Here is a 26,091-nt window from a genome sequence, read left to right as displayed (position 1 = left end):
TTCAGGCTCCGTTTTCGGCTGCTTCGGCCACCAGGTGGTCATGCAGCGCATCGACCACGATAGCCGCCATTTCTTCCTTGCTGACGTCGCGCGATTGCACCACGAGGTCGGCCAGCCCGTAAACCGGATAGCGCACATCCATCAGCCGCCGCAAAACGCCGCGCGGATCCGGGTCCTTGAGCAGCGGACGGTTCTGCTTGCGGCTGACGCGCTCCATCAGCAGGTCGAGGTCGGCCTTGAGCCAGACCGAGACGCCGCGCGCGGCGATGGCCTCGCGCGTCTGTTCGTTCATGAAGGCGCCACCGCCGGTGGAAATCACCTGCGGTCCGGTCTCGATGATGCGCTGGATCACCCGGCTTTCCAGCGAGCGGAATTCCGGCTCGCCATAGGCCTCGAACAGTTCCGGGATGGTCATGCGCGAGACATGCTCGATCTCGTGGTCACTGTCGGTGAACGGCAGCCCGGTGAGTTGCGCGACCCGGCGTCCGACCGCCGTCTTGCCCGCGCCCATCAGGCCGACAAACACGATCGACCGGTCGCCGAGCAGCGCCTTGATGTCCGTTTCGGGTCTGGCCTCTTGCATGCTCATCCGGCAAATACCCGCCTTCGCAGTGTCTGGCGCGTTACGACATGAAAAGCGCCTCAAGGTCAAGCGCCGCACGAGGCTGAGGCTTCCCCGCTCGCTTGCAATGCGGTTCGCACCGTCCCATAACGGGCCGGCGGGGCAAGGGCGAGAAAGGGCGAGGTTCGGCGCGATGCCAACACTGTTCCGGTTTCTGGTGACGATCGGCATCCTGGCGGGACTTGCCTATGGCGGCATGTTCGCGCTCGCCACCTTCGTCAAACCGAACAAGGGCGAGATGCAGGTGCGCATTCCGGCCGAACGGCTGAAACTGGACGAATGAGCAATTCCGGCGCGCGGATCGAGGCATTCCTGGAGATGATGGCCGCCGAACGCGGCGCCTCCGCCAACACCCTTGCTGCCTATCGCCGCGATCTGGAAGAGGCTGATGCCGCCGTGCCGTCGGGGCTCTTGAACGCCACTTCCGCCGACCTGACCGCCTACCTGGCATCGCTCGCCGAAAGCGGCTTCGCCGTGACGACGCAAGCCCGGCGGCTCTCCTCGCTGCGCCAGTTCTTCGCATTCCTCTACGGCGAGGGCATGCGCGGCGACGACCCGACAGGCGTGATCGATTCGCCGCGCAAGCAGCGACCCTTGCCCAAGGTCCTGTCGGAAGCCGGGGTGACACGCCTGCTGGATCTCGCCGCCGCCGAAGCCGCGGACGGCGATCCCGCCGCGCTGCGTCTCCATGCCCTTCTCGAAGTGCTCTACGCCACCGGCTTGCGCGTCTCCGAACTGGTGGCGCTTCCCGTCAGCGTCGCAAGGCGTGACGAGCGCTTCTTCATCGTGCGCGGCAAGGGCGGCAAGGACCGCATGGTGCCGTTGTCGCCCAAGGCGCGCACCGCCATGGCCGCCTGGCTCGCCATCCGCGATGCAAACGGGGAAATTTCCGGCTCGCGCTTTCTCTTCCCCTCGCCGGGTTCGGAAAGCGGCCACCTGCCCCGCCAGGTCTTCGCCCGCGACCTGAAGGCGCTGGCCGCACGCGCCGGTCTGAAAGCGGCGGCCGTCTCGCCGCATGTGCTGCGCCACGCCTTCGCCAGCCATCTCCTGCAGAACGGCGCCGACCTGCGCGCCGTCCAGCAATTGCTCGGCCACGCCGACATCTCGACGACCCAGATCTATACCCATGTGCTCGAGGAACGCCTGGCGGAACTGGTGCGCACGCACCACCCGCTTGCCGATTGACGCCTTGATCGCTATGTGAGGGACCAGAAAGGCGGGACGCGGCCGCTCCGACGGCATGCCGCACCCCATTGCCACGACCAGGCCGCAAGACGCGGGATCAGGGGCGCATGTACAATTATCTCGATTTCGAAAAACCCGTTGCCGACCTCGAAGGCAAGATCCTTGAACTCAAGGCCCTGATGGAGAGCGGCGAATCCGTGGATGTCGGTGACGAGATCGCGCGGCTGGAAACCCGCTCGCAGGAAGCCTTGCGCGACGTCTACAAGGCGCTGACGCCCTGGCAGAAGGCCCAGGTGGCCCGCCATCCCGACCGTCCGCATTGCAAGGATTATGTCGAGGCGCTGTTCACCGAATTCACCCCGCTGGCCGGCGACCGCAATTTCGCCGAGGACCATGCCGTGATCGGCGGGCTTGCCCGCTTCAACGGCCGCGCCGTCTGCATCATCGGCCAGGAAAAGGGCGCCGACACGCAAAGCCGCCTGAAGCACAATTTCGGCATGGCCCGTCCCGAGGGCTATCGCAAGGCGGTTCGCTTGATGGACATGGCAGAACGCTTCGGCCTGCCGGTCATCACGCTCGTCGACACAGCCGGTGCCTATCCGGGCATCGGTGCAGAGGAACGCGGTCAGGCCGAAGCCATCGCGCGTTCCACGGAGAAATGCCTCAATCTCACCGTGCCTGTCGTTTCGCTCGTCATCGGCGAGGGCGGATCGGGCGGCGCCATTGCCATTGCCACGGCCAACCGCGTCTACATGCTGGAGCACTCCATCTATTCGGTGATCTCGCCGGAAGGCGCGGCCTCCATCCTGTGGCATGATTCCACGCGTGCCCGCGACGCCGCGACCGGCATGAAGATCACGGCACAGGACCTGCTTGAACTCAGGATCATCGACGGCATCATCCCCGAGCATGTCGGCGGCGCCCATCGTAACGCCTCCAAGGTGATCGCCGCCGCCGGGCAGCAGATCGGCAAGGCGCTGGACGAACTGTCGGCTGACGGGCTCGACCTGCGCGCCGAGCGCCGCCAGAAGTTCCTCGCCATCGGCCGCAATCTCTGATTTGCGCGAGGACGCCGGCCAACTCTGAAGACCGCGCCTGCCATAAATTCGCCAATCCGTTTGTCCAGTGACACTTGCGTGATCGCATGTCACAGGCGCTTGCGGTAATGGTTTTTCAATGGTTAACGCTTAAGCATCCTGTTGTGGCGGCGTCGTGGCGCCGCTCTTTCGATGAATGGGAAAACCGGTTGGTCCAGCCATGAAATCCAGGCTTCTCACGGGATTGGCATTGTGCGCCGCGCTGGCTCTCGCAGGCTGCAACGATGCGCTCGACAGCGCCGCGAAGGCCGAGCGCCCGCTGCCCGACCACCTTGTCCGCGTCATGAAGGCGAAGGGCATGAGCAAGTCCTCGCCGATCGTCGTCCGCATCTTCAAGGAAGAGGGCCAGCTCGAGGTCTGGAAGCAGAAGGACACCGGCCGCTACGACCTCGTCACGTCCTATGAAATCTGCAAGTGGTCCGGTCAGCTCGGTCCGAAATACATCGAGGGCGACCGTCAGGCGCCGGAAGGCTTCTACACCATCCGCCCGCACCAGATGAACCCGAAGTCCAGCTACTACCTGGCCTTCAATCTGGGTTACCCCAACGAGTTCGACCGCGCCCACGGGCGCAGCGGCTCCCACCTGATGGTCCATGGCGCCTGCTCGTCGGCCGGCTGCTACTCGATGACCGACGAACAGGTCGCCGAGATCTTCGCCTTCGGACGCGACGCGTTCCGGGGCGGACAGCGCGAATTCCAGGTCCAGGCCTTTCCCTTCCGCATGACGCCGGCCAACATGGCCCGCTACAAGAACGATCCGAACATCGAGTTCTGGCGCATGCTCAAGGAAGGCTACGACCATTTCGAGCTGACCAAGGTACCGCCCAAGGTGGATGTTTGCGGCGGCCGCTATGTCTTCAACCAGACGCCCGCCGAAGGCCAGTCCTTCCGTGGCGGCAACGCCCCCTGCCCGCAGATGTCGCAGCCCGACAGCCTTCGCATGGCCTATGACGCCCTGAAGCGCGACCACGACGAGGCCTTCTCGGCGCTCCTGTCCAGTGGCGAGGCCGCGTCCCGCCCGCTGAGTCCCTCCATCGACGGCATCAAGGAAGCCCGCCTTGTCGCCGACTGGACCAAGCGCCGCGCCCGTGGCGAGAAGGTCCCGCGCACACCGCCATCGCTGGAAGATCCGCGCCGTGCGCCCGCCCCCGCTCCCGCGCCCGAGCCGGAACAGGTCGAGGAAGCGGCCGCCGCGCCGGCACCCGCTGCGCCGTCAACCGCTGCGCCGGCTCCCGTTGCGCCCGCACCGCAAGCGCAGGCCGGTGCCGCGCCCGTTCCGGAAACGCGGCCCGACCAGTCGGCCGAAGCGTCCGCGCCGCAGAAGAAGCGCTGGTGGAATGTGTTCTGAGCCGGAAAGCTACGATCTTCGCGGCCTGAACTGCCCCCTCCCCGTCCTGAAAGCCCGCAAGCGGCTTCAGGCCATGGCGCCGGGCAGCCGCCTGTGGCTGGAAACGACCGATCCGCTGGCCGTGATCGACATTCCCGCCTTCTGCCTGGAAAACGGGCACATCCTGGTCGAAACGGCGTCTGCCGAAGGTGGTCACCGCTTCCTGGTCGAACGCGGCGGGTAGGCCTGCCGGAGCGCCTCTCGCCCGCTACCCCTTGAACCCCGGCACGGCAAGCGGATTGTCGGTCACGGCTTGGCGGTCGGGCGTGTCGACGGCCGGCGTATCGGTGAAGGCGGCGAACATGCGCCGCACGAAATCCTCGCCGAGATCCTGCGTGATCAGCACGATGCGTGTGCCGCGCGGTCCGTCCGGCCAGGCGTCGAGCCGCACGGGCGGATGCATGATCGACTGCACGCCATGGATGACGAGCGGGCGCTCCGGATCGTCCTTGAGTTCGACGATGCCCTTCATGCGCAAGAGCTTCTCGCCATGCGCCGAGGCCAGCAGGTCCATGAACATGGCAACCGCCAGCTTGTCGACCGGCCGGTCATGCACGATCGAGAAGGAGCGGATGCGCGCATCATGCCGGTTGACGTCGTGATCGTGCCCGCCGTGATGATGGTGATGCCCCCCATGCCCATGGGCGTGCCCATGGCTGCCATGATGGTGCCCGTCATGGCCATGACCCGCGGCCTCCTCGGCGGCAAGCCACTTGCGCACGTCCGCGCTCTTGGTATCCGGGTTCCACGCCCCGCAATCCATGAGCGCCGCGACCGACGGTTCGGCCTGCCCGTCGAGGATGAGCGCATGCGGATTGAGCGCCGCCAGCCGGCCTTTGAGCGCGGCGACATCCCCGGCGTCGGCAAGGTCGGTCTTGGTCAGCACGATGCGTTCGGCCACGGCCGCCTGCTTTACCGCTTCCACGTGGTTGTCGAGCGTGCGCATCCCGTTGACGGCATCCACCGTGGTCACCACGCCGTCCAGCCGCAGCACCCATTGCAGCGCCGGATGGCCGATCACCGCCTGCAACACGGGCGCCGGATCGGCCAGCCCCGTCGTTTCGATCACGATCCGCTTCAGCGCGGCGATCTTGCCCGACTGCACCCGGTCGATGAGATCGGCCAGTGTCAGCACCAGGTCGGAGCGCACCGTGCAACACAGGCAGCCGTCGGAAAGCTCGATAACGCCGTCGGCGGACTGTTCGACCAGCAGGTGGTCGATGCCCACCTCGCCGAACTCGTTGACGATCACGGCGGTGTCCTTCAGCGCCGGATCCTTCAGCAGGCGGTTGAGCAGCGTCGTCTTGCCCGAACCGAGAAAGCCGGTGACGACGGTGACGGGAATCTGGTCGGGCATGAGGCGTCTCGTCAGATGGAGGGGCGCGGCGTCGGCACCGGGATGCCCGGCGCCGGTGTCCCGCGCAATTGCGTCGTTGCCGCCTTCGGCGCGCCTTCACCCGCCGTATCCGGGGCGCTGAAGGCCATGACCGGCGCATCGGCCGGACGCGGGCTTGGCACCGGCACGTCGGCGAAGATGGTGTTGGCCGCCGCCGGACCTGTCGCGCCGCCGGGCGAAACGGCCACGGCCACGGGTTCGCGGTTGAGCGGGTGGAGATGCGACGACCGGTAGACCAGCTTGCCATCGAAATCGCGGCCGTCATAGCGCGCCTGCTGGGCCTTCTGCGTGCAGATGGAGCCGCGGATGTCGGCCACCTTGTCGCGTGCCTCGCCATAGGGCTGCAGGCTGGCCAGCGTCGGCTTGCCGGCCGGGTCCGTCTCGAAGCCTTGCGCCAGCAGGTCCGCGGCCAGGTCGGCGCGATCCTCCTGCGTCAGCGCGCCCAGCACGATGGCGACGACCGTGCGCCCGCCCCGCGTGGCTGACGCCGCAAGGTTGAAGCCGGAGGCACAGACATAGCCCGTCTTCATGCCGTCTGCCCCGGCAAAGCGGCCAAGCAGGATATTGTAGTTCGGGATGAGTTCGCCGGCGGCATTGATGCCCTCCAGGGCGAAGAAACCGGCATAGGCGGGGAAATCGCGCCGCGTCGCCACGGCGAGCAAGGCGAGGTCGCGCGCCGTGGTATACTGCTTGCCGTCCGGCAGTCCGTTCGGATTGGCGAAGCGCGTATCGCTCATGCCGAGCGCCCGCGCCTCCTCGTTCATCATGGCGACGAATTCCATTTCCGAGCCCGCGATCGCCTCGCCGATGGCGACCGACACGTCATTGGCCGACTTCACCAGGATGATCTTGAGCGCGTTTTCCAGCGTCAGCACGGTGCCGACGGGGTAGCCCATCTTGCTCGGCGGTTCCTTGACCGCCCGGCTCGTCATCCGCACCGGGCTCTTCATCGACAGGTCGCCCGCCTGCACCGCCTTGAAGGCCAGCCGGGCGGTCATGATCTTGGTGACTGAGGCGGGATACCAGCGCTTGAAAGCCTTGTTGTGCGCCAGCACGGCGCCGGTCGCCACGTCGGCGACCACATAGGGGTTCTGGGCCAGCGCCGGCGCGGCGAGGAAAATGGCCAGAACGGCAAGCACGAAGCGGATCAGACGAGGGGGCATGATGGCTCTGGTTCAGTGTTCAGCGGTCGGGACCGGCGGCATCGGACCCGCGCCTCCCGTGGTATCCGATCCGCCCGGCGAAATCAAAGCGGCAAAGATTGACGATCCCGTGACCGGCGTGATCAATCATGCGGCCAAACGAGGAAACGACCCATGCCTGTTCTCAACCGCGCCGCCGAGATCGCCCGCGAGGCCGCCGAATGGCGCCGCCACCTGCACACCATCCCGGAACTGGAATTCGACCTGCCGGAGACGGCCGGCTTCATTGCCGCGCGCCTGCGCGAGATCGGCGTGGACGAACTGCACACCGGCATCGCGAAGACAGGGATGGTCGCGCTGATCCGCGGCAATCTCGGCCCCGGCCCGACGGTCGGCCTGCGCGCCGACATGGACGCCCTGCCCATTCGCGAGGCGACCGGCCTGCCCCATGCCTCGCGCAATGTCGGCCGCATGCATGCCTGCGGTCATGATGGCCACTCCGCCATGCTGCTGGGCGCGGCCAAGCACCTGGCCGAGACGCGCAATTTCGCCGGCACCGTGGCGCTGATCTTCCAGCCGGCAGAGGAAAATGGCGGCGGCGGCGAGGTGATGGTCAACGAAGGCATCATGGACCGTTTCGCCATCGCCAGCGTCTACGGCCTGCACAACGTGCCGGGCGTCCCCGTCGGCCACTTCGCCACGCGCCCGGGCGCGATCATGGCGTCCACGTCCGAGTTCGATATCACCGTCACCGGGCGCGGCGGCCACGCCGCCCATCCGGACGAAACGGTCGACCCCATCGTCGCCGGCGCGCAGATCGTCTCCGCCCTGCAATCCATCGCCGCGCGAAACGCCGATCCGGTGGAATCCCTCGTCGTTTCCGTGACGCAATTCCACGCCGGCGACGCCTACAACGTCATTCCGCAGACCGCGACGATAGCCGGCACCGTGCGCGCGCTGAAACCGGAACTCGCCGTGCTGGCGGAGCAGCGTCTCAAGGCACTGGTGACCGGCCTGGCCCAGGCCCACGGCGCAACGGCCGATATCGCCTATGTGACCAGCTATCCGGTGACCGTGAACCATGACGCGGAGACCGCGCTCGCCGCCTCCGTCGCCCGTGCCTTCGCCGGAGAGGAGCAGGTGCGCGACGACATTCCGCCGACGCTGGGCGGCGAGGATTTCGCCTTCATGCTGCAGGCGCGTCCCGGCTGCTTCATGTATGTCGGCAATGGCGAAACCGCCGGCCTGCATCACCCGGAATATGACTTCAACGACGAGACGATCGCCCACGGCATCACCTACTGGGTGAAGCTCGCCGAGACGGTGCTGGCGGCGAAAGACTGACAGACGGCTTTATCCCGGCCCGTTTGGAACCGGAGGCGGCCTGGCGCGTTTTCCACCGTCGGGGTTTGCCTTTCGCACGCCCCTGACCTAACAATGCCGCACCGCAATAACGATATTGCGGCAAGAACATCATGAATACGGGGAAATCTATCTCCGGCAAGAAGAACAAGACAGGAGAATTCAACCCGACATGTGTGGAATAGCCGGGGAAATCCGCTTCGACGAAAAGTTTGCCAATTCGGAAGCCGTCTCACGAATAACTGCATCGCTGGCGCCGCGCGGGCCGGACGGGTGTGGAATCGTCCAGCAGGGGCGATTCTGTTTTGGCCATCGCCGGCTCAAGATCATCGACCTGTCGGAACGCGCCGCCCAGCCCATGGTCGATTCCGATCTCGGTCTGACCATCGCCTTCAACGGTTGCATCTACAACTATCCGGAACTGCGCGCCGAACTGGAAGCCAAGGGATACCGTTTCTTTTCCCACGGCGACACCGAGGTCATCCTCAAGGCCTGGCATGCCTGGGGAGCCGGTTGCGTGCAGCGCTTTCACGGCATGTTCGCCTTTGTCATCGCAGAGCGGGATACCGGCCGCACCGTCATGGCGCGCGACCGCTTCGGCATCAAGCCGCTCTATTATGCCGAACTGCCCGGAGCGATCCGTTTCGCCTCCACCCTGCCGGCGCTGGTCAAGGGCGGGGAGATCGACACAAGCATCGACCGCGAGGCGCTGCACACCTACATGAGCTTCCATGCCGTCGTGCCGCCGCCACGCACGATCCTCAAGGGCGTGCGCAAGCTGCCGCCGGCCACCATGCGCATCTATGACGCCACAGGCAATTTCACCGAGGAACGCTACTGGAACCCGCCCCATGCCCGCCGCATCGAAGACAAGGGCCTGACGCGCGAGGACTGGCGCGACCGGGTGCTCGACGCCCTGCGCGTGGCCGTGCGCCGCCGCATGGTCGCCGACGTTCCGGTCGGCGTGCTTCTGTCGGGCGGGGTCGATTCCTCCATCATCACCGGCCTGCTGGCCGAGGAAGGCCAGCGCGACCTGATGACCTTCTCCATCGGCTTCGAGGAGGCCAATGGCGAGAAGGGCGACGAGTTCATCTATTCCGACCTGATCGCCGAACGCTTCGGCACCGATCACCACAAGATCTTCGTGCCCTCCTCCGACCTGATGACCCATCTGCCCGGCGCCATCGCGGCCATGTCGGAGCCCATGGTCTCCTACGACAATATCGGCTTCTACCTGCTCAGCCGCGAGGTCTCGAAACACATCAAGGTCGTGCAGTCGGGCCAGGGGGCCGACGAGATCTTTGCCGGCTACCATTGGTATCCGCCGCTGCAATCCTCCAACGATGTCGTGTCGGATTATGCCCGGGTGTTCTTCGACCGCGACCACGAGACGCTGAAGACGCAACTGGCCGACGGCTGGATCGCCGATAGCGATGTCAGCCGCGATCTCGTCGCCGCCCATCTGATGGCCGACGGTGCAGAAGACCCGGTCGACCGGGCGCTCAGGCTCGACAGCCAGGTCATGCTGGTGGACGATCCGGTCAAGCGCGTCGACAACATGACCATGGCCTGGGGGCTGGAAGCGCGCGTTCCCTTCCTCGACCACGAACTGGCCGAGCTGGCGGCCACCATCCCGCCCGAATTCAAGCTCAACGATGGCGGCAAGGGCGTGCTGAAGGACGCCGCCCGCCTCGTCGTTCCGCATGAGGTGATCGACCGCAAGAAGGGCTATTTCCCGGTTCCCCAGCTCAAATACATCGCCGGCCCCTATCTGGACATGGTGCGCGACACGCTGTCGGCGCGTCCGGCCCGCGAGCGCGGCCTGTTCCGCCAGGAATGGCTCGACCGGCTGTTTGCCGATCCGGCGGCGCACATCACGCCGCTGCGCGGCTCCGAACTCTGGCAGGCCGCGCTTCTGGAAATGTGGCTTCAGGAGCATGCGCTGTGAGCAAGGGCGCCGGACAGAAGGGCAAGGCACGCGGACAGGCCGGCCAGCACCGCCTGAAACGCTTGCGCGAACAGGGGCTCAAGCCGCCCATCGACACCCATGACGGCGGCGCGAACCCGATGAAGGAGAACTTCGCGCTGAACTGCGGTTGGGGCCGCCTGGTTTTCGGCCAGACCTTCAGCGATGCCGCGACGCTTGTCGCATCGCTGGGCGAGGAACTGCCCGACCGGCGCGACATCGCCATCTATGTCCGCGACCCGCACGTGATCCTGGCCGAGGCCCCGCAGGAACTGTTTCTCGACCCCTCGCATACCTACCGTCTCGATCTCTCGACCTACCGGCCCTCGCATGAGGTCTCCCGCACCTTCTTCGTGCGCCGCCTGACATCCCAGTCGGACGCCGACGCGATCAACCGCATCTACGCCGCCCGCGGCATGGTGCCCGTGCCGCCGGATTTCTTCTGGTCGCGCCGCGATGCGCGCGCCATCACCTATTTCGTGGCCGAGGACGAAGCCACCGGCGAGATTCTGGGCACGGTGACCGGCGTGGATCATTACCGCGCCTTCAACGATCCCGAGCGCGGCGCCTCGCTGTGGTGCCTGGCCGTGGACCCGCAGGCCCGCCATCCGGGTGTCGGCGAGACGCTGGTGCGCCGCCTGGCCGAGCATTATGCGGCGCGCGGTGCGGCCTTCATGGACCTGTCGGTCATCCATTCCAACGAGCAGGCGATCCGGCTCTACGAGAAACTCGGTTTCCACCGCGTCCACTTCTTTGCCGTCAAGCGCAAGAACCCGATCAACGAGACGCTCTTCACCGGTGCCGACGCAGACGCCGATCTCAATCCCTATGCCGCCATCATCGTCAAGGAAGCGCGCCGCCGCGGCATCCATGTGCAGGTGCTCGATGCGGAAGGCGGTTTCTTCCGCCTGACACAGGGCGGACGCACCATAGACTGCCGTGAAAGCCTGTCGGAACTGACCAGCGCCGTGGCCATGTCCATCTGCGACGACAAGACCGTCACCCGGCGCTTCGTGGAAAAGGCCGGCGTGGTGGTGCCCGACCAGTTGTCCGCCGGCGCCAGCCGCGCCGAGATCGAGGAATTCCTCGCCCGCCATGGCGAGGTGGTGGTCAAGCCCGCGCGCGGCGAGCAGGGGCGCGGGGTTTCGGTCGGCCTGACGTCGATGGAGGAGGTGGACAGCGCCGTGGACCAGGCCCGCACAGTCTCCGACGACGTCATCATCGAGGCCTGCATCGAGGGCGAGGACCTGCGCCTCGTGGTCATTAATTACCGCGTGGTGGCGGCAGCCGTGCGCCGTCCGGCCATGATCACCGGCGACGGGCGCGCCACGGTAAGGGAACTCATCGACAAGCAGAGCCGCCGCCGCGCTGCCGCCACCGGCGGCGAATCCCGCATTCCGCTGGACGGTGAAACGGACCGGGCGCTCGCCCACGCCGGTTTCGCCCTGGACGACGTGCCGCCGGACGGAAAGGAAATCCAGGTCCGCAAGACCGCCAACCTGCACACCGGCGGAACCATTCACGATGTGACCGGCATCGTTCACCCGGTGCTTGTCGACGCGGCAATCAAGGCGGCACGCGCCATTGCCATTCCCGTCACCGGCGTCGACCTGATGGTACGGTCGCCAACCGGGCCGGATTATGCTTTCATCGAGGCCAATGAACGGCCGGGACTCGCCAACCACGAGCCCCAACCGACGGCGGAACGCTTCATCGACCTCTTGTTTCCGCTTTCGGTGCCGGCATCGGTGCGCCAGACCGTTCTGACGACCTGACGCTGTCCCGGCGGAAGCGGCTGCCCGGTTTCGCGTCCGGGGCAGCGGGGAAACAGACAAGAACAGGGCGCCTGCGTGGTCCAGGGGGACCCGGAGGCGATTGTGGAACCGCATGACACGACTTGCCATCGACACGGGCTATCTGGCCAGCACGCTGACCGACCTGCTCGCGATCCCCAGCCCCACGGGATACACCGACACCATTGTCCGCCATGTCTCGCGCGAACTGAAGTCGCTGGGGCTCGAGGTGGAACTGACGCGCCGTGGCGCGATCCGCGCGATCCGGCCCGGCAAGCGCCGGGAAGGCGCGCGCGCCATCGTCACCCATGTCGATACGCTGGGCGCACAGGTGAAGGCGCTGAAGCCGAACGGCCGGCTGGAACTGGTGCCCATCGGCCACTGGTCTGCCCGTTTCGCGGAGGGCGCGCGCGTCACCGTCTATTCGCGCAAGGGCGGCTATCGCGGCTCGATCCTGCCGCTCAAGGCGTCCGGGCACACGTTCAACGATGAGGTCGATACGATGCCTGTCGGCTGGCAATATGTGGAATTGCGCATCGACGCGCTGGCCCGCAACCCGGCCGAACTGGATCGCCTCGGCATCGAGATCGGCGACATCGTCGCCGTCGATCCTCAGCCTGAATTTCTCGACAACGGCTACATCGTCTCGCGCCACCTCGACAACAAGGCCGGCGTGGCGCTGAAGCTTGCGGCGCTGAAGGCCATGCAGGACGAAGGCGTGACGACGCCCGTCGACATCCACTTCCTCTTCACCATCGCCGAGGAAGTCGGCGTCGGGGCCACCTCCGTCGTCAGCCACGACGTCGCCTCCATGATCGCGGTCGACAACGGAACGACGGCGCCCGGCCAGAATTCCAGCGAGTTCGGCGTGACCATCTGCATGGCGGATCAGACCGGGCCGTTCGACTATCACCTGACCAAGAAGCTGGCGGAGCTTTGCCAGGACAACGACATCCGCTACCAGAAGGACATCTTCCGCTATTACCGCTCCGATTCCGCCTCGGCCATCGAGGCCGGACACGACGTGCGCACCGCCCTGCTCACCTTCGGCGTCGACGCCTCGCATGGCTATGAGCGCATCCACATGCACGCCCTGCGCTCGCTCGCCGAACTGCTCACCGCCTATGCGGCCAGCCCAGTGCAAATCAAGCGCGATTTCGAGGAAACCGCAGGCATGTCGGGCTTCACGCGCCAGCCGACGGAGGAGGCCGAGCAGGACCTGACCCCGGCGGGCAAGTGAGCGGAACGGCCTGCCCGAATGGCGCAGCGCCGGCCTGGCGAAAGGCAAAATCGGGCGTTTGAAATGCCCGCGCCTTCTGCTATCAGGAAGCGGCGTGGTCCCGTAGCTCAGCAGGATAGAGCATCAGATTCCTAATCTGAGGGTCGCAGGTTCGAATCCTGCCGGGATCACCATGAAATCCAGATGTTGGTGAAAAACCGCGTCGTGCCGTCTGCTCCGCCGGACACCTGATCTCTCACAGCAGCGCCTCGAAAAGGGCGCGCGTGTTCCCGGCCGTCATCTTCACCGGGTTTCCGCCGGTTGACGGATCCTTCAATGCATCGGCGACAAGCCTGTCGATATCGGGGTCTTTGACACCCAGTTCCGTCAGCGTTTTCGGAATGGCGAAGCTGTCGTTGAACGCATCGACGAAGGCCAGAAAGCCGTCGAACCCGCCCTCGATCCCCAGATAGGCCGCTGCGGCGTCGAAACGGTCGCTGATCGCCTCGGCATTGAACCGAAGCACGGCAGGCATGCAGACCGCGTTGGTGGTGCCGTGATGGGTGTGATGGTGGGCGCCGATGGGATGCGAAAGCGCGTGGATCGCCCCGAGCCCCTTCTGGAACGCCGTCGCGCCCATGGCCGCCGCACTCATCATGTGGGCGCGGGCCTCGATGTCCGTGCCGTCGGCATAGGCGCGCGGCAGGTATTCCTTGACGAGGCGCATGCCTTCCAGCGCGATGCCCTGGCTCATCGGATGGTAGTGCGGGCTGGAATAGGCCTCCACGCAATGGGCGAAGGCATCTAGCCCGGTGCCGGCCGTGATGGATTTCGGCATGCCGACCGTCAGTTCGGGGTCGCAGATCACCACCGAGGGCAGCATCTTCGGGTGGAAGATGATCTTCTTTTCATGGGTGGACGAATTGGTGATGACCGAGGCGCGGCCCACTTCCGAACCGGTCCCGGCGGTGGTCGGCACGGCGACGATGGGATGGATGCCGGCCGGATCGGCGCGCGTCCACCAGTCGCCGATATCCTCGAAATCCCACAGCGGCCGCGTCTGGCCGGCCATGAAGGCAAGCGTCTTGGCGAGATCAAGACCGGACCCGCCGCCAAAGGCGATGACGCCGTCATGGCCGCCCTCGCGATAGGCCTTGAGGCCGGCTTCCACATTGCCGTCGTGGGGATTGGGGTCGACATCGGCGAACATTGCCCGCGTCATGCCGCCGGCCTCGACGAGATCGAGCGTGCGTTTCGTGATCTCCATGGCGGCAAGACCCCGGTCGGTGACCAGCAGCGGACGGGTGATGCCCGCCGCGCGGCACGCGTCCGCGATCTCGCTGATGCGCCCTGCCCCGAAACGGATCGCGGTGGGATAGGACCAGTTGGCAGTCGGGCTCATGTCAGGATTTCCTCAGGTGATAGGATTTCGGCCGCGTCAGGGCCTGGTAGGCGAGCATGGAAAGGCCGGCGCCGCGGCCGGTGTCCTTGCATCCGGTCCAGCACAGGGCCGGATCGAGGTAGTCGCAGCGGTTCATGAAGACGGTGCCCGTCTCGATCCGGTCGCCGATGGCCTCCGCCGCGCCGGCGTCGCGGGTCCAGATCGAGGCTGTGAGCCCGAAACGGCTGTCATTCATCAGGGCGATGGCCTCCTCGTCGCCGGAGACGGGCATGATGCCGACCACCGGCCCGAAGGTCTCGTCGCGCATCACCCGCATGTCATGGGTGACATTGGTCAGGACCTGCGGCGTGACATAGGTGTTCTCGCCATTGTCGGCAGTCATGCGGTCCACATGCGCAACCGCGCCCAGGGCGATCGCCTCGGCCACCTGCGCGCGGACCTCGCGCGCAAAGCGCAGATTGGCCATCGGTCCGAGCGTCGTGTCGGGGTCAAGCGGGTTGCCAAGCTTCTGGGCGCGCGCCCACGCCGCGGCCTTCGCCACGAAGCCGTCATACAGGCTTTCATGCACATAGATGCGTTCGATGCCGCAGCAGCATTGACCGGAGTTGAAGATGGCCCCGTCCATGAGCGTGTCGACCGCGGCGTCCACATCGGCGTCGGCGCGGACATAGCCGGGATCCTTGCCGCCAAGTTCCGTGGAAACCGGAATGAAGGTGCCCGCCGCGGCCCGCTCCATGGCCTGTCCGCCGGCCACAGAGCCGGTGAAGTTGACGAAGTCGACGCAACGCCCGGAAATCAGCGCCGCGGTCGTGTCGTGATCGATGACGACATTCTGGAAGACGTCCGCCGGCACGCCGGCCTCATGGAAGGCCTCGGCCAGCCGTTCGCCCACCTGAAGCGTTTGCGCGGCATGTTTGAGGATGATCGTGTTGCCCGCGATCAGCGCCGGGGCGATGGTGTTGACCGCCGTCATGTAGGGGTAGTTCCACGGCGCGACGACAAGCACCACGCCCCACGGGACGCGCTTGATCTGGCGCCGGAACGCGCCGCTGTCCTCGATCACCGTGGGCGAAAGATGCTCGCCGGCAATGCCGGCCATGTAGGTCAGGCGCTCGTCGAAACCGCGATACTCGCCGCCATAGCGCACGGGCCGGCCCATCTGGTGGGCGAGTTCCACCGCCATGCGCGCCGTCGTTTCGCCGACGATCGCACCGGCCCGGCGGACAAGCGCTATGCGCTCTTCCAGCGGTCGCGCCGCCCAGCCGGGTTGCGCCGCGCGCGAGCGCGCCGCCGCCGCCAGCGCCTCGTCGCGCGCCATGACGTCGCGTGTCAGGTAGACCGATCCGTCGATCGGTGAAATCAGGTCAACGCGGCTCATCCGTTCACGCCCTTTCAAATCCCCTGGCGATTTCCCAGTCCGTCACCACGGCGTCGAAGGCTTCCTGCTCGACCTCGGCGGCGCGGCAATAATGATCCACGACCCACTCGCCCATCGTGCGGCGCAGCATTTCCGAACCGCGCAGGGCTTGCGCCGCATCGCGCAGCGTGTGCGGAATCGCGGGCACGTTCTCCATGGCGTAGACATCGCCGGTCACCGGTCCGTCAAGGGACAGCCCTTCCTCGATGCCCGACAGGCCCGCGGCCAGTTGGGCGGCGCAGGCCAGATAGGGGTTGATGTCGGAGCCCGGAATCCGGCACTCGATGCGCACGCTCCGGGTTCCCTCCCCGACAAGCCTGTAGCCTGCCGTGCGGTTGTCGATGCTCCAGGCGATCTTCGTCGGCGCGAATGTACCCGGCAGGAACCGCTTGTAGCTGTTGATGTAGGGGGCCAGGAAATACGTCATGTCGGCGGAATATTTCAGCAGTCCGGCCACATAGGACTTCATCACCGCCGACATGCCCAGTTCCGCACCCGGATCGTGGAAGGCCGGCCCGTCCGGGCCCGTCAGCGACTGGTGGATATGGGCCGCGCTGCCGACCCGGTTGTGGTGCCACTTGGAAACGAAGGTCGCCGAACGGCCCTTCTGCATGGCGATTTCCTTCACGGCCTGCTTGGCGATCGTGTGGTGATCGGCGGCGAGCAGGGCATCGGCATAACGGATGTTGAGTTCTTCCTGGCCCGCCTCGGCCTCGCCCTTGGAATTCTCCACCGGCACGCCCGCCGCCACCAGCATGTTGCGCACCGGGCGCATCACGTGCTCGTCCTTGGTGGAAAGCTGGATGGCATAGTCGGCATTGTAGCCGGCCAGCGGTTCCAGGTCGCGAAACCCGGACTTGCGATACTCGTCGAAGCTCTTCTCGAACAGGAAGAATTCCAGTTCCGTCGCCATCATCGGCGTGAAGCCCATTCCGGCCGCCCGCTCGACCTGCGCCTTGAGGATCTGGCGCGGGGAATGGGGAACCGGCTCATGGGTATGGTGGTCAATCAGGTCGCAGATCACCATCGCCGTGCCTTCCAGCCAGGGAACGAGGCGAAGCGTCGACAGGTCAGGCTTCATGACATAGTCGCCATAGCCCTTTTCCCAGGATGTGGAGGCATAGCCGTCAGGCGTCGCCATCTCGATGTCGGTTGCCAGCAGGTAGTTGCAGCAATGGGTCTCCTCATGGCCGCTTTCGATGAAATTCGACACATGGAAGCGCTTGCCCATCAGGCGGCCCTGCATGTCGACCAGACAGACCAGCACGGTGTCGATCGAACCGTCCGACGCCCGCTTCCTCAGTTCCTCGAAACCCAACATTCCCGCCATGCGGATGTCTCCCCGATAGAGATGGGCCGGGCGCGCTCCGCGCCCGGCCGTTGTTCATGTCCGTTCTCAGGTGTATCGATAGGGACGGCCGGCCTTCTGCATGTCGGAATTGTACTTGCGGAAGATCTCGACGATTTTCGCCTTGGTTTCGGATTCCGCCGCGATCTCGTCCCAGAACTTGACGGCAGCCTCTTCCACGGTGGCCCACTCGGCATCCGGAATGGTCGTCAGCTGCATCTTGGTCCCGTTGACGCGAAGGTTGGCCTCGCCACCCCAGTACCACCACTGGCGATAGTAATGGCTCTGCTCCATGCAGACCATCAGCAGTGCCTTCAGGTCTTCCGGCAGCTCGTTCCAGCGCTCCATGTTGGCGAAGAAGTGGCCGATCCAGGCCCCCGAGATGTTGTTGGTCAGGAAGTAGTTGGTCACGTCCGCCCAGCCGACGGTGTAGTCCTCGGTGATGCCCGACCAGGCGATGCCGTCAAGCTCGCCGGTCTGCACGGCCACCTCGATGTCCTCCCACGGCAGGGTGACGGGCACGACGCCGAACTGCGCCAGGAAACGGCCGGCGGTGGGGAAGGTGAAGACCCGCTTGCCCTTGAGGTCCTCAAGCGAATTGATCGGGTCCTTGGTGGCGAAATGGCACGGATCCCAGGAGCCCGCCGAGATGTGCTTGACGCCGACCTTGGCATATTCGGCTTCCCAGATCTCCTTCAGGCCGTACTGGTTGAAGAGGACCGGCACGTCGAGCGAGTAGCGCGAACCGAACGGGAAATAGCCGCCGAACACGGTGACTTCCGTCGGCGAGGCCATGGAATCGTCGTCCGACTGCACGGCATCGATGGTGCCGCGCTGCATCGCCTGGAACAGTTCACCCGTCGGCACGAGCTGGTCGGCGGTGAACAGTTCGATCTGCATGCGATCGCCGGCGATCTTGTTGAAGGTGTCGATCGCCGGTTTCACGACATGCTCGGCGAGTGCCGGACCGGCATAGGTCTGCATGCGCCATCTGATGGTCGATTGCGCAATCGCCGGCGTTGCCAGGGCCGCGGCCGGTGCTGCAATCGCCGCGCCTTTGATGAATGTACGTCTCGTGGTCATGATGGTTTCTCCTTTTCATTCACTCGACAGTCACAGTTGCGCTTCTTGGCGGCGTTTAGCTTGCATAGACGAGATGCGGCAGCCACAGGGCGATCTGCGGGAAGATCATGATCAGGGCCAGCGCTGCCGCCATCACGGCGACGAACGGAACGATGGAACGGTAGATGTCGCGCAGGGTGATCTCCGGCGGCGCCATGGCGCGCATCAGGAACAGGTTGTAGCCGAAGGGCGGTGTCATGTAGGCGATCTGCGTCGTGATCGTGTAGAGCACGCCATACCAGACGAGATCGAAGCCCAGCACGCCGACCAGCGGGATGTAAAGCGGCGCAACGATCACCAGCATGGCCGTATCGTCGAGGAACGTGCCCATCAGGATGAAGCTAAGCTGCATCAGGATGAGGATCATCCAGGGTGAAAGGCCGAGCTTCTCGGTGAAAAGGCTCTCGATGGCCTTGACCGCGCCCAGCCCGTCGAACACCGCGCCGAAGGCGAGCGCCGCCAGGATGATCCACATGAACATGCAGGTGATGCCGAGCGTGTTCCTGACCGACGTCTCGAAGACCCGCCAGGTCATGCGCCCCTTGAGCACGGCGGCGGCGAAGGCGACGATGGCGCCGATCGCCGAGCTTTCCACCAGAGACGTCCAGCCGGACACGAAGGGGACCATCATCGCGAAGAAGATGGCAAGCGGCAGCAGGCCGGCCAGCAGCAGCCGGTATTTCTCCCGTTTCGGGATGTTGCGTTCCTCCGGTGAGAGCACCGGACCCAGCTTCGGGTTCAGCCGGCAGCGGATCGCGATGTAGAGAATGAACATGCCGGCCATCATCAGGCCCGGGACCATGCCGGCGAGCCAGAGCTGGCCGACCGGCTGGCGCGCGATCATCGCGTAGAGAACCAGCACGACGGAGGGTGGCACGAGAATGCCGAGCGACGAGCCTGCCTGGATCACGCCGGTCACCATGCGCTTGTCATACCCCCGGCGCAGAAGCTCCGGCAGGGCGATGGTGGCGCCGATGGCCATGCCGGCGACGGAAAGGCCGTTCATCGCCGAGATCAGCACCATCAGCCCGATCGTGCCGATGGCAAGGCCGCCGCGCAAGCCCCCCATCCAGACATGGAACATGCGGTAGAGATCGTCGGCGATGCGGCTTTCCGACAGGACGTAGCCCATGAAGACGAACATCGGCACGGTGAGGAGCGGATACCAGCGCATCAGCTTGATCGACTGCGAGAATGCGATGTCGAAACCGCCCCTGTCGCCCCAGAGCGCGAGGGCGGCGATCACGGCCACGAAGCCGATGGCCCCGAACACGCGCTGGCCCGTGAACAGCAGCACCATCATCGAGGCGAACATGAGGAGCGCGATCATCTCGTAGGACATGATCAGACCTCTTCGCCGCGCAGGACGAGAATGTCCTTGGCCAGTTCGGACAGCGCCTGCAGCAGCATGAGCAGCAGGCCCGCGCACATGATGGCCTTGATGGGCCACAGATACGGGCGCCAGATCGTCCGGCTGCGTTCCAGCGTGCCGATCTCCTCGCTGCCGGTGATCAGTCCGGCGAAGAAACCGAACGGATCGCTGCCGAAATAGCCCAGCGAATAGGCCGTGGAACTGATCCCGCCCCACAGCATGACGGCGAGATAGGTGACGAGGCACAGCACCGTGAACATGTCGACGGCGGCTTTGCGCCTGACCGTCCAGTTCTCGTAGAACAGGTCCATGCGCACATGCGAGCCCATCTGCATGGCATAGGGGCCGCCGAGGAAGAAATACGTGATCATGGCGAATTGCGCGACTTCCAGCGTCCACAGCGAGGGCTGGTCGCCGAACTTCGAGATCGTCGACCACATCAGCACGGCCATCATCACGAAGATGCCGTACATCACGATCCGCCCGACCCGGTGATTGATGGCGTCCGCGAAGGAAATGTAGGATCGCAGGAAAGTCATGCGCGCAGGTCTCCAAGCTTGCCGCCGTCCAGCACGGCGCGGGCCCGTTCGATCCAGCCGGCAAGCATGCGGGCCATCGCGGCGCATTGCTCCGGCGTGCCGACGAGATCGTTGCGCACCTCGATCATCACATTGGGATATCCCTTCGGCAAAGCGTGCTCGCGCAGGGTGTGCGTGACACCGTCGGCGGGTCCGTAGGGCTCGTTTCGCCGGATGTCGTAGCCTGACGCGATGCCGAGAATGACGTCGGCAAGCCGCGCATCCTTGTCATGGAGGATGCCGATCTCCACCGCGCGCCGCTTGCCGAAATAAACCGGCGTGAAGCTGTGGATCGTGACGAGGACCGGGGCCGGCCTGCGCGCCTCTAGCGTCGTCTTCAGCAGGGTCCGGAACGGGAAATAGAATTCGCGCGCCCGAGACGCCCGCTCGATTTCCGCCAGCCCCCTGTTTCCCGGAATGTCGAAGATCTCGCTCTTCGCCGGAATGGCATCGGGAGCTTCCGGCGGCCGGTTGCAGTCATAGACAAGGCGCGAAACCGTGCTGCGCACGAGGGCGGCGTCAAGGAGTCCGGCCATGGCGCGGGCAACCGTGTCGGCGCCCGGATCCCAGGCCACGTGGCTGCGGGCGACGTCGGCCGATATGCCGAGGCCGTCAAGGCGCGGCGGAATGAAGTTGCTGGCATGCTCGCAGACGAGAACGACGGCGCTGGAACCGCCCGGGTTCACGACTTCCGCGACTGCGTCCGGATTTTCCCTGATCACCCTCCGACCCCCCATCCATGGTCGAATGTTCAACAAGCCCTGCTTCACTGTCAATCGCGTTTTGAAAATTTTTCTTCAAGTCCGGGCCGTGTGTATGATATTTGAGCACCATGGCGAAAAAGGCCGCAGCTTGGCGGTCCGGGACAAGACGGGAGATCCGGTTTGGGGGCCAGGACCATCCAGGAATTGCTGAAGGAACAGGCTCAGGCGCTGACGCGGTCCGAGTTGCAACTGAGCCATGTCATCCTGAAAAACTATCCCGTCTCCGGCCTGGGATCGATCACCGCGCTCGCCCAGACCGCAGGCGTATCCACCCCGACGGTTGCCAGGCTGGTGCAGAAACTGGGCTTCCAGGGCTATCCCCAGTTTCAGCATGCCCTGCGCGAGGAACTTGACCAGAAGATTTCGAGCCCGCTGACCAAGCGGCAGAACTGGGTGGACGATGCGCCCGATGCGCATATCCTCAACCGCTTCACCAAGGCCGTGATCGACAATATCGGCAAGTCGCTCGCCGGCATCGACATGAAGGATTTCGACGCGGCCTGCGGCTTGCTGTCGGACCGGGACCGCAAGGTCTTCATCGTCGGCGGGCGCATCACCCGCACGGTCGCGGATTATTTCTTCCTGCACATGCAGGTGCTGCGCGAAAGGGTGACGCTGATCACCTCGAATTCCAATGCCTGGCCGCATTACCTGCTGGATCTCGGCGAAGGCGACGTGGTCGTGATCTTCGATATCCGCCGCTACGAGAATTCGACCCTGCGCCTTGCCGAAGTGGTGGCCGAACGCGGCGCGAAGATGATCCTGTTTACCGATCAATGGGCCTCGCCCATTGCCCAGATCGCCGATATCACCTTCCGCAATCACATCGCGGTTCCCTCGTCCTGGGATTCGGGCGTGGCGACCATGCTGCTGTGCGAGATCATCCTGGCCGAAGTCCAGGACCGGGGATGGGCGGATGCAAGGCCGCGCATGGAGGCGCTTGAGGAAATGTTCGACAGGACGCGTTTCTTCAGGAAGTGACCGCGGCCGCCGGCCCTGCCTATCGCCTCGGCATTCCCTTGGGCCGAAGGTGCCGTTTCTGCGCGGCGATGCGGAACTGCGCATTGGCAGCGCCATAGCCGTTGTAGCCGCCGCGCCGCTGCACGATCTCGAAGAAGAAGCCCTCGCCATAGACCGGACTGTAGATCTGGAAATACTCGCCGCCCGTCTCGTCGCGGTCGTACAGGATGTTGCCCGCCTTGAGCTGCTCCAGCAGGCTGTCGTCGAGCCCGAAGCGGGCATCGAGATCGTCATAGTAGTTCGGCGATATCTCCAGGGCCCTGAATCCGTTCTGCCGCAGCGCGTCGCGCGTGGCGAATATGTCTCCGCTCTCGAAGGCGATGTGCTGCACGGCAGAGCCGTAGCTCTCGGCGATGAAATGGCCGGCCAGCGTGCGCCGGTTCTCCGCCCCGTTCAGCGTGATGCGCAGGCTGCCGTCGTCATTGCCGATGGCCTGGCTGCGCACGAGGCCCGCCGGGTCCACCACGTCCACCATCGGCGTTTTCGCCGTGGCGAAGATGGAGGTGTAGAACAGCAGCCAGGTCAGCATTTCCTCGTAGTTCATCGTCTGCGCGATATGGTCGATGCGCGTCAGTCCGGCGCTGGCGGGCGGCGCTTCGCCGCTCACCTTCTCGAACTCGATCTCCCAGACGCGCGCCAGTTCGCTCTTGTCGTCGATGAAATGCATGACGCCGCCGCCGACCCCGCGAATGGCCGGAATCCTGAGTTCGCCGGGGCCCGCGGCCTGTTCGAAGGGTTCGGCGCCCAGCGCCCGGGCGCGCTGCACCGTGGCGGCCGCATCCTCCACCTTCAGGCCGATATCGCAGACCGACGTGCCATGCACCAGATAGGAGGAATGGGCAAAGCCCTCCTGCCCGGTATTGATGACGATGTTGATCCCGCCCTGCTTCCACAGGTCCACTTCCTTGGTCACATGCCGTCCGCAGCGCTCGAAGCCCAGCGTGCGCAACATCGATCCCAGTTGCTCGGCCTCGCCGTGATCGGCGGCGAACTCGGCGAATTCGACGCCCTTGACCGCGATGCGGTCCGGCATGGCGGGAACGTCGATGGCGATGCCGGGTTCCAGCCGGCGCACCTGGTCCATCAGGTAGACGAGCGACCTGTGCCCATCCACCGAGATGGATTTCGGCGACCCGCCCCGGAACTGGTCGTTGAAGATTTCCAGGCTCAGCATGCCGTCATAGCCGGTCGCCGCCACGGCGCGCATGAAGCCCGTCACGTCGAGATCGCCCTCGCCCGGCATGTTGCGGAAATGGCGTGACCAGTAGAGCAGGTCCATGTCGATCATCGGCGCGTCGGCAAGCTGCACGAAGAAGATGCGGTCGCCCGGAATGGACCGGATGGAATTGACGTCGATCTTGCGCGCCAGCGTGTGGAAACTGTCGAGGATGAGGCCGACATCGGGATGACCGGCGCGGCGCACCACTTCCCATGCGTCGCGATGGTCCGACACGTGGCGGCCCCAGGCCAGCGCCTCGTAGCCGATGCGGATGCCCTTCTTCGCCGCGCGCTCGCCCAGTTCGGCGAAATCGTCCGCCGCGCGGTCGATGCCCCCAAGCGCCAGCGGCGAGCAGTTGGAGCAGACAAGGACCAGGTCCACGCCCAGTTCGTTCATCAGGTCGAACTTGCGCTCCGCCCGCTCGAAGGCCCGCCCCCGCTGCGGCTCCGGCATGCCCTCGAAATCGCGGAACGGCTGGAACAGGCAAAGGTCCAGCCCGTGCTCGCGCACCATGCGCCCGACATCCGCCGGGCTGCCGTCAAACGCAAGGAAATCGTTCTCGAAGATCTCGATGCCGTCGAACCCCGCTGCCGCGATGGCGGCCAGCTTTTCGCGGAAATCGCCCGAGATCGAAACGGTCGCAATCGCTGTCTTCATCGGATGCGGCCTTTCTGTCAGCGGCCGCCGTCGATCAGGTCGGCCATGGCCTTCACCGCATGGACATAGCCCTTCGGCCCCAGCCCGGCAATCACCGCCGTCGCCACCTTCGAGACCAGCGAGCGGTGATAGACCTCTTCGCGGCGGTGGATGTTGGAAATGTGCAACTCGATGACCGGGCCGGGAAACATCTTCAGTGCATCATAGACCGGCACGGATGTGAAACTCAGACCCGCCGGATTGATGATGAGGCCGGCGGCGCCCGCGTCGATGGCCTCGTGGACCCAGGTGACGATGTCGCCCTCGTAATTCGACTGCCGGAAGACCACGTCGCGTTCGGTGGCCGTGCGGCACCAGCCCTCGATTTCGGCGAGCGTGACCGCGCCGTAGATCTCCGGTTCGCGCGTGCCAAGCCGGTTGAGGTTCGGACCGTTGAGGATGTGAATGGCGCCGGACATGGTGGCCTCCCTTCCCTTGCGCTGCCCGTTCAGGCCGTGAAGCAGGCCGCGTCCATCGTCGCAAGCGTGTCGGCGACAAGCGGGCGGAAATCCATCTGCTGAAGGACATCGCGCTCCACGTCGATACCCGGCGCGACTTCCGTGAGCATCAGCCCGTCGGCGGTCAGCCGGAACACACACCGCTCGGTGACATAAATGGCCTCCTGCCCGTCACGGACCGATTGGGCGCCTGAAAAGGTGATCTGGTCGACATTGCGCACGAACTTCCGGACCTCGCCCTGCCGGGTGATGGCGAGCCTGCCGTCCCCGGACGTCATGTCGGTCCCCTTGGCGTCGAACGTGCCGCAGAAAACGACCTTGCGCGCGTTCTGGGCGATGTCGATGAAGCCGCCCGGCCCCACCGGAACACCGCCCAGCCTGGACGCGTTCACATTGCCGTGCCGGTCCACCTGGCCGAATCCCAGGAAGGCGATATCCAGCCCTCCGCCGGAATAGAAATCGAACTGCGACGGCCCGTCCAGCATGCAGGAGGCATTGCGGGCATAGCCGAACAGCGTGCCCGTCAGCAGCGTGCCGCCATAGGTGCCATGCTCGATGGTCTGGTAATAGCGGTCGTGGTCGCCGCGCGCGGCCACGATGCTGGCCACCTGGTCGGGTATGCCGAAACCGTAGTTGATCACCGCGCCATCGGCGAGTTCATGCCTTGCCCGCTCCGCCACGATTCGGCGGATGGAGAATTCCGGCATCCGCGGCCGTTCTTCCGCCACGCGGCGCTGTCCTGAAATCGCCGGATCGTAGACGATCTCGTAGCCCTGCCGCTGGCCGGGATCGACCACGATGGCGTCGACGATCGCCCCCGGGATCCGCACCTGCCTTGCGCCCAGCGCGCCGGCGGCAACGCGTTCGCGCACCTGGACGATCACCACGCCGCCGCTGTTGCGCACGGCCGCCGCCATGGCATAGCTGTCCACATTGGCCGGTTCCTCGTCGAGGCTGATATTGCCATCATCGTCGGCGACGGAACCTTTCAGCAGGCAGGCATCCATGCTGAACGGCAGGTAGCGCAGATACTCCCGCCCGCCGATCTCCACGACCTCGCACAGCGGATCCTTCGCCGCCCGGTTCATGCGCCCGCCGTCGATGCGCGGGTCGATGAAGGTGCCGAGCCCGACATGGGTGAACAGGCCGGGCCGCTTCGCCGCGATCTCGCGCATCAGCTGCATCGCCACGCCGCCGGGCAGTACATGGGCCTCGATCTCGTCATTGGCCGCCATCTGCTGCATGCGCGGCGACCACGGCCAGTGGCCGCCGATCACCTTGCGCACCATGCCGTGGTGGGCGAAGCGGTTGATGCCGGTGTCCTTGCGGTTGCCGACCCCGAGCGCATGAACGAGTGTCATGCCGTTCGGATGGCCGGTCTCCAGGAAGCGCGTCTCGATGGCCTCGTGCAGGGCCATGGCTTCGCAAAGCCCGCCGCCGCCGCCGACCAGGCCGATTGTCGCGCCGTCCGGAACGAGGCCCACAGCCTCGGCTGCGCTCATGAACTTCTGCCGCCTGCCCCCGGT

23 protein-coding genes and 1 tRNA gene are annotated in these 26,091 nt (G+C 65.4%); 11 read left to right on the top strand and 13 right to left on the bottom strand.

Annotated features, from left to right (window positions below):
- Position 1: 1 nt before the first annotated feature.
- Positions 2 to 589 (bottom strand): shikimate kinase, encoded by a 588-nt coding sequence (locus ACLB6G_RS05125; RefSeq protein WP_410355030.1) that lies wholly within the window; start codon positions 587 to 589, stop codon positions 2 to 4.
- A 166-nt stretch (positions 590 to 755) separates the two neighbouring features.
- Here ACLB6G_RS05125 and ACLB6G_RS05120 point away from each other — a divergent pair, with 166 nt between their 5' ends.
- The 5 genes from ACLB6G_RS05120 to ACLB6G_RS05100 all read left to right on the top strand — a co-directional run bounded on the left by ACLB6G_RS05120 (position 756) and on the right by ACLB6G_RS05100 (position 4,475).
- A complete protein-coding gene (locus ACLB6G_RS05120) occupies positions 756 to 905 on the top strand; it encodes a histidine kinase (RefSeq protein WP_410355029.1) in 150 nt (49 codons plus the stop codon).
- Positions 902 to 1,807 (top strand): site-specific tyrosine recombinase XerD, encoded by a 906-nt coding sequence (locus tag ACLB6G_RS05115; RefSeq protein ID WP_410355028.1) that lies wholly within the window; start codon positions 902 to 904, stop codon positions 1,805 to 1,807. Before ACLB6G_RS05120 ends, ACLB6G_RS05115 begins: the two co-directional genes overlap by 4 nt.
- Positions 1,808 to 1,914: 107 nt before the next feature.
- Positions 1,915 to 2,865 carry an acetyl-CoA carboxylase carboxyltransferase subunit alpha gene (locus ACLB6G_RS05110; protein WP_410355027.1) on the top strand — a complete coding sequence of 317 codons (951 nt, stop codon included), beginning with the start codon at positions 1,915 to 1,917 and terminating at the stop codon, positions 2,863 to 2,865.
- A gap of 199 nt (positions 2,866 to 3,064) precedes the next feature.
- A complete protein-coding gene (locus ACLB6G_RS05105; RefSeq protein ID WP_410355026.1) occupies positions 3,065 to 4,252 on the top strand; it encodes a L,D-transpeptidase family protein in 1,188 nt (395 codons plus the stop codon).
- Positions 4,242 to 4,475 (top strand): sulfurtransferase TusA family protein, encoded by a 234-nt coding sequence (locus ACLB6G_RS05100; RefSeq protein WP_410355025.1) that lies wholly within the window; start codon positions 4,242 to 4,244, stop codon positions 4,473 to 4,475. Before ACLB6G_RS05105 ends, ACLB6G_RS05100 begins: the two co-directional genes overlap by 11 nt.
- 24 nt (positions 4,476 to 4,499) lie before the next feature.
- Here ACLB6G_RS05100 and ACLB6G_RS05095 read toward each other — a convergent pair whose 3' ends face one another.
- Both ACLB6G_RS05095 and ACLB6G_RS05090 read right to left on the bottom strand, forming a co-directional pair.
- Positions 4,500 to 5,648 (bottom strand): CobW family GTP-binding protein, encoded by a 1,149-nt coding sequence (locus tag ACLB6G_RS05095; protein ID WP_410355024.1) that lies wholly within the window; start codon positions 5,646 to 5,648, stop codon positions 4,500 to 4,502.
- A gap of 11 nt (positions 5,649 to 5,659) precedes the next feature.
- On the bottom strand, positions 5,660 to 6,850 hold the full coding sequence (locus ACLB6G_RS05090) for a D-alanyl-D-alanine carboxypeptidase family protein (RefSeq protein WP_410355023.1): 1,191 nt from the start codon (positions 6,848 to 6,850) through the stop codon (positions 5,660 to 5,662).
- A 153-nt stretch (positions 6,851 to 7,003) separates the two neighbouring features.
- Between ACLB6G_RS05090 and ACLB6G_RS05085 the strand changes: the two genes are divergently transcribed.
- The 5 genes from ACLB6G_RS05085 (at position 7,004) to ACLB6G_RS05065 (ending at position 13,363) form a co-directional block, all read left to right on the top strand.
- Entirely contained in the window at positions 7,004 to 8,173 is a 1,170-nt protein-coding gene (locus tag ACLB6G_RS05085) for a M20 aminoacylase family protein (protein ID WP_410355022.1), read from the top strand.
- A 190-nt stretch (positions 8,174 to 8,363) separates the two neighbouring features.
- Entirely contained in the window at positions 8,364 to 10,139 is a 1,776-nt protein-coding gene (locus ACLB6G_RS05080; RefSeq protein WP_410355021.1) for an N-acetylglutaminylglutamine amidotransferase, read from the top strand.
- On the top strand, positions 10,136 to 11,932 hold the full coding sequence (gene ngg / locus ACLB6G_RS05075) for an N-acetylglutaminylglutamine synthetase (RefSeq protein WP_410355020.1): 1,797 nt from the start codon (positions 10,136 to 10,138) through the stop codon (positions 11,930 to 11,932). The genes ACLB6G_RS05080 and ngg overlap by 4 nt, the downstream gene beginning before the upstream one ends.
- Before the next feature lie 112 nt (positions 11,933 to 12,044).
- Positions 12,045 to 13,190 carry an osmoprotectant NAGGN system M42 family peptidase gene (locus ACLB6G_RS05070; RefSeq protein WP_410355019.1) on the top strand — a complete coding sequence of 382 codons (1,146 nt, stop codon included), beginning with the start codon at positions 12,045 to 12,047 and terminating at the stop codon, positions 13,188 to 13,190.
- A gap of 96 nt (positions 13,191 to 13,286) precedes the next feature.
- A tRNA-Arg gene (locus tag ACLB6G_RS05065) sits at positions 13,287 to 13,363 on the top strand.
- A gap of 62 nt (positions 13,364 to 13,425) precedes the next feature.
- On the opposite strand, the gene ACLB6G_RS05060 is transcribed toward ACLB6G_RS05065, so the two are convergent.
- From ACLB6G_RS05060 to ACLB6G_RS05030, 7 genes are all read right to left on the bottom strand, one after another.
- A complete protein-coding gene (locus ACLB6G_RS05060) occupies positions 13,426 to 14,571 on the bottom strand; it encodes an iron-containing alcohol dehydrogenase (protein WP_410355018.1) in 1,146 nt (381 codons plus the stop codon).
- 1 nt (position 14,572) lies between these two features.
- Complete coding sequence (locus tag ACLB6G_RS05055) at positions 14,573 to 15,949, bottom strand: aldehyde dehydrogenase family protein (RefSeq protein ID WP_410355017.1); 1,377 nt, start codon at positions 15,947 to 15,949, stop codon at positions 14,573 to 14,575.
- 4 nt (positions 15,950 to 15,953) lie between these two features.
- Positions 15,954 to 17,318, bottom strand: a complete 1,365-nt coding sequence (locus ACLB6G_RS05050) for a glutamine synthetase family protein (protein WP_410355016.1) — start codon at positions 17,316 to 17,318, stop codon at positions 15,954 to 15,956.
- A gap of 66 nt (positions 17,319 to 17,384) precedes the next feature.
- Positions 17,385 to 18,419 (bottom strand): TRAP transporter substrate-binding protein, encoded by a 1,035-nt coding sequence (locus ACLB6G_RS05045; protein ID WP_410355015.1) that lies wholly within the window; start codon positions 18,417 to 18,419, stop codon positions 17,385 to 17,387.
- A 55-nt stretch (positions 18,420 to 18,474) separates the two neighbouring features.
- The gene (locus ACLB6G_RS05040; RefSeq protein ID WP_410355014.1) at positions 18,475 to 19,800 is read right to left on the bottom strand and encodes a TRAP transporter large permease; all 1,326 of its coding nucleotides are present in this window, start codon (positions 19,798 to 19,800) and stop codon (positions 18,475 to 18,477) included.
- A gap of 2 nt (positions 19,801 to 19,802) precedes the next feature.
- Complete coding sequence (locus ACLB6G_RS05035) at positions 19,803 to 20,369, bottom strand: TRAP transporter small permease subunit (RefSeq protein WP_410355013.1); 567 nt, start codon at positions 20,367 to 20,369, stop codon at positions 19,803 to 19,805.
- Positions 20,366 to 21,130, bottom strand: a complete 765-nt coding sequence (locus ACLB6G_RS05030) for an N-formylglutamate amidohydrolase (RefSeq protein WP_410355012.1) — start codon at positions 21,128 to 21,130, stop codon at positions 20,366 to 20,368. Before ACLB6G_RS05030 ends, ACLB6G_RS05035 begins: the two co-directional genes overlap by 4 nt.
- 162 nt (positions 21,131 to 21,292) lie before the next feature.
- Between ACLB6G_RS05030 and ACLB6G_RS05025 the strand changes: the two genes are divergently transcribed.
- Positions 21,293 to 22,153, top strand: coding sequence for a MurR/RpiR family transcriptional regulator (locus ACLB6G_RS05025; protein WP_410355011.1), 861 nt, complete (start codon positions 21,293 to 21,295; stop codon positions 22,151 to 22,153).
- 19 nt (positions 22,154 to 22,172) lie between these two features.
- On the opposite strand, the gene ACLB6G_RS05020 is transcribed toward ACLB6G_RS05025, so the two are convergent.
- From ACLB6G_RS05020 to ACLB6G_RS05010, 3 genes are read right to left on the bottom strand one after another with little or no spacing between them, the layout of a single operon-like run.
- Positions 22,173 to 24,068, bottom strand: a complete 1,896-nt coding sequence (locus ACLB6G_RS05020; RefSeq protein WP_410355010.1) for a bifunctional sugar phosphate isomerase/epimerase/4-hydroxyphenylpyruvate dioxygenase family protein — start codon at positions 24,066 to 24,068, stop codon at positions 22,173 to 22,175.
- A 17-nt stretch (positions 24,069 to 24,085) separates the two neighbouring features.
- The gene (locus ACLB6G_RS05015) at positions 24,086 to 24,526 is read right to left on the bottom strand and encodes a type II 3-dehydroquinate dehydratase (protein WP_410355009.1); all 441 of its coding nucleotides are present in this window, start codon (positions 24,524 to 24,526) and stop codon (positions 24,086 to 24,088) included.
- 29 nt (positions 24,527 to 24,555) lie between these two features.
- The gene (locus tag ACLB6G_RS05010) at positions 24,556 to 26,067 is read right to left on the bottom strand and encodes an acyl CoA:acetate/3-ketoacid CoA transferase (RefSeq protein ID WP_410355008.1); all 1,512 of its coding nucleotides are present in this window, start codon (positions 26,065 to 26,067) and stop codon (positions 24,556 to 24,558) included.
- Positions 26,068 to 26,091: the final 24 nt, after the last annotated feature.

Source organism: Zhengella sedimenti (assembly GCF_046506625.1).
GTDB lineage: Bacteria > Pseudomonadota > Alphaproteobacteria > Rhizobiales > Rhizobiaceae > Zhengella > Zhengella sedimenti.
Note: the sequence above shows the minus strand (reverse complement) of the source record. Positions and strands in the feature narration are given on the sequence as shown.